This window comes from Streptomyces roseolilacinus, assembly GCF_014649335.1.
GTDB classification, from domain to species: Bacteria; Actinomycetota; Actinomycetes; order Streptomycetales; family Streptomycetaceae; genus Streptomyces; species Streptomyces roseolilacinus.
In genome coordinates, this window is sequence record NZ_BMSV01000029.1 from 1 (window position 1) to 3,837 (window position 3,837).

Annotated in this window: 1 protein-coding gene and 2 pseudogenes; all 3 read left to right on the forward strand. The window is 70.1% G+C overall.

Annotated features, from left to right (window positions below; genetic code table 11):
* A pseudogene (locus tag IE106_RS29915) lies at window positions 1-71 on the forward strand (ATP-binding protein); the annotation flags it as partial.
* 391 nt (window positions 72-462) lie between these two features.
* Window positions 463-3,768: a nitrate- and nitrite sensing domain-containing protein gene (locus tag IE106_RS29920; protein ID WP_189538376.1), complete on the forward strand. Its 3,306-nt coding sequence runs from the start codon at window positions 463-465 to the stop codon at window positions 3,766-3,768.
* A 1-nt stretch (window position 3,769) separates the two neighbouring features.
* Window positions 3,770-3,837, forward strand: a pseudogene (locus IE106_RS29925) (roadblock/LC7 domain-containing protein); the annotation flags it as partial.

Here is a 3,837-nt window from a genome sequence, read left to right on the forward strand (position 1 = left end):
GCCACCGCGCGGACGCCAAGAGCGCCCTCATCACCCTCGTCGAACACGCCCTCATGGCGCGGTTGAAGTAGGTGCCCGAAGGGGGACGGATCGGCCCACCTCGGCAAGTCGATCAACAAGTGGACGAGCACGTACGGTAGTTGTCGTGGGAATCCGGTGGGCGGGCTGTGTCGTCTGACACGGCCCGCCCCGCGTGTTCATAACGTTTCGACAGAGAATTGCGACCCTTCGGACACGACACGCATCCGTACGGTGTCGCTGCGCTCACATGAGCCCCACTTTTTGGCGGGTACTGCTCTTTATGCCCGTTTTATCTGTCGTGCGGACCGTCGGTGATCGCCGGATCGGGCTGTTTGGAACGCGACCGCTTTACGTGCTGCAATGCACGAACTCCTGAGTAGTACGGCTCTGAGCAGAAGAACGGCACATCGTAGGTGCCGACGCCGAGAGGTTGTTGGTCGAGTGAGGCGAAGCACGAAAAGCGCCGCAGAGCAGCAGGCGCGGGGGAACTTCACCCCGCCGCCGCGCACGGCGGCGCCGCCTGCGGATGCGCCCGTAACACCCCCGGCCGGCACCGCCCCCGCGGGCGGCAGCCCCAGCCGGTTCTCCCCCCGCAACTGGCACGTGGCGACGCGACTGAACGCCATCCTCCTCGTGCCCGTGCTGGTCGGCCTGGTGATGGGCGGCTTCCAGGTGAAGACGTCCGTCGACACCTGGCAGGAGGCCCGGGACGCGGAGAAGACGGCGAGCATCGTGCGGGCCGCCTCCGAGTACGGCCAGGCGCTGCTCAACGAGCGCGACCTCACCGCGGAGCCACTGCTCACCGCCAAGAGCAAGTCCGACCGGGAGGCGAGCGCCGTCACCGACGCGTACGCCACCACGGACGCCGCGAAGCAGAAGTTCGACGAGGCCGTCCGGGACATGCCCGGCGGGCAGGGCCTGGAGCGCCGCCTCCAGCTGTTCCGCACCGAGGAGCCGCAGCTCCAGGAGCTGCGGAAGGCCGCGTACACCAAGGCCCTGGACCCGGTGAAGACCGAAGAGGGCTACACCAAGGTCCAGCACGTGCTCATGGAGTTCTCCAACGAGCTCGGCCTGGGCACCGGCAACGTCACGAGCTTCGGCCGCACCGTCTACGCCATCCAGCTCGCCAAGGCCGCCGAGTCGCTGCAGCGCTCGATCGGCATGCACCTGCTGCTCCGGCCGAGCAAGGACGACGAGGTCTTCAAGGCCCAGGCGAAGGCGTTCAACTCGTACAAGTACCTGGAGAACATCGCCATCGGCGAGTTCGTCTCCGGCGGTACGCAGGAGGACGTCGACCGGCTCACCGAGGTGATGACCCGCAAGGCGCAGGACGGCGCCAGGGAGTTCACCGCCGCGGGCGTGCAGCCGCCGGTCGCCCAGTCCGCCTCGGGCGAGAAGTCGGTCTTCGAGGGCATGGCCAACGAGATCGGCAAGGCCGAGGACGCCGACGACATCAAGGCGCTCGTCAAGCGCAAGCAGGGCGGTGTCACGCCCGAGACCTGGATGGCCGTCTCCACCGGCAAGTTCGACGGGTACACCGAGGTCGAGACCGAGCTGCTCACCAAGGCGCTCAACGAGGCCACCCGGATCGCCGACGAGGCCCGGACGGACGCGTTCGTCAACGGCGGCATCGTCGTGATCGCGCTGCTCGCCGCCTTCATCCTGGCCGGCGTCATGGCGCGCCAGATGAGCCGCGCCATGCGCCGCCTGCGCCACGCCGCGCTCGGCGTCGCGGAGCAGCGCCTGCCGACGCTGGTCGACCAGCTGTCGCGGACCGACCCGGGCAAGGTCGACACCCGTGTCGAGCCGATCCCGATCGACACGCAGGACGAGATCGGCGAGGTCGCGCGGGCCTTCGACCAGGTCCACCGCGAGGCCGTCCGGCTCGCCGCCGAGCAGGCCCTGCTGCGGGGCAACGTCAACGCGATCTTCACCAACCTGTCGCGGCGCAACCAGTCCCTGATCGAGGGCCAGCTGACGCTGATCACCGACCTGGAGAACAACGAGGCCGACCCGGACCAGCTGGAGAACCTCTTCAGGCTGGACCACCTGGCCACCCGCATGCGCCGCAACGGCGAGAACCTGCTGATCCTCGCCGGCGAGGAGCCGGGCCGCCGCTGGGACCAGCCGGTCCCCCTGGTCGACGTCATGCGCGCCGCCACCTCCGAGGTGGAGCAGTACGAGCGCATCGAGCTGTCGGGCGTCCCCGAGGCCGAGATCCACGGCCAGGCCGTGACCGACCTCGTGCACCTGCTGGCCGAGCTGCTGGAGAACGCCACCACGTTCTCCTCGCCGCAGACCAAGGTGCGCGTCACCGCGACGCGCCTGCCCGACGGCCGTGTGATGGTCGAGATCCACGACAAGGGCATCGGCCTCACCGCCGAGGACTTCGCGGACATCAACCACAAGCTGGCCAACCCGCCGACGGTGGACGTCGCGGTCTCCCAGCGCATGGGCCTCTTCGTGGTCGGCCGCCTCGCCGACCGGCACGGCATCCGCGTCCAGCTGCGCCCCTCGGGCGAGCAGGCCGGCACCACGTCGCTGGTCATGCTGCCGGACGCGATCACCCACGGTGGCGGCGGCGAGCCGCTGCACGAGGACTTCACGGTCTCCCAGATCATCCCGGAGCAGCAGACGTACGAGGCCGCCCCGATGCGGACGGCCGCGGAGCTCGGCTTCGACGACTCCCGCTACGAGCAGCAGCAGGACGGCACCGCGCTGGACCCGGTGGGCCGCTCCCTGCTGCGCGAGGGGCGCCGCGCGGCGCTCGGCGCGCAGCTGCAGGGCGGGCCGTCGCGCGACGGCCAGGAGCAGGAGCGGTACGAGGCCCCCTACGAGCAGCAGGACGCCCAGCAGCCGTACCCGCAGGAGGGGTACGAGCAGCAGCCCGGCTACGGCGAGTTCCAGCCGCAGGAGGGCTACCAGGGCGACGGCGCGGGCTACCAGGGCGGCGACGCGTACCAGGGCGACGGCTACGGCGCCGGGAACGAGTACCAGGGCGGCGGCGAGTACCGCGGGGACGGCTACGCGAACGGCGGCGACTATGCCACCGGTGAGTACCCCGGTCCTGCCTATGCGGAAGGTGACTTCACCGGCCGCGACGCCGAGCAGCCGTCGTACGGCAACCAGTTCGAGGCCCAGCCCGACCAGGGCGGGTGGCCTGCGCAGAACACGTACCAGGGCGGCTACGACGGCGGCTACGCCGGCGAATCGGAATCTACGCAGGGCGCTCCCGCGAACGAGCGGGACCGCGTAGGCTTCGATCGTCCGGGTTCCGCGCCGAACACCGAGCACGGGCTGACCGGCGCAGGACTGCCGCGTCGCGGCGGCCAGCGTCCGGCGGACCTGCCGAGCCGGAACCGGGACCACCAGCAGGACACTCCGGACCAGCGGGCCCAGCCGGTCCCGCAGGCTCCCCAGGGCGACGCGGAGGACTCCGAGGCCTGGCGTTCGACGAACGACGAACGCTGGCAGCGGGCCGGGAAGCTCAAGGAGCCGAAGGCCGGCGGGGTCACGGCCTCCGGGCTGCCCCGGCGGGTTCCCAAGGCGAACCTGGTCGAGGGAACCGCGGAACAGACCCCGCAGGGCGGCCCACAGGTCTCCCGCGCCCCCGAGGACGTCCGCGGCAGGTTGAGCAACCTGCGGCGCGGTGTCCAGCAGGGGCGCAACGCGGGAACGGACATGAACGGATCGGCCACTTACGATCAACACAGTGGCCCGGGTAGTACCTACAACCAGGAGCGTTAGTGTGAGCCCGATGAGCCAGGCGGCGCAGAATCTGAACTGGTTGATCACCAATTTCGTGGACAACACCCC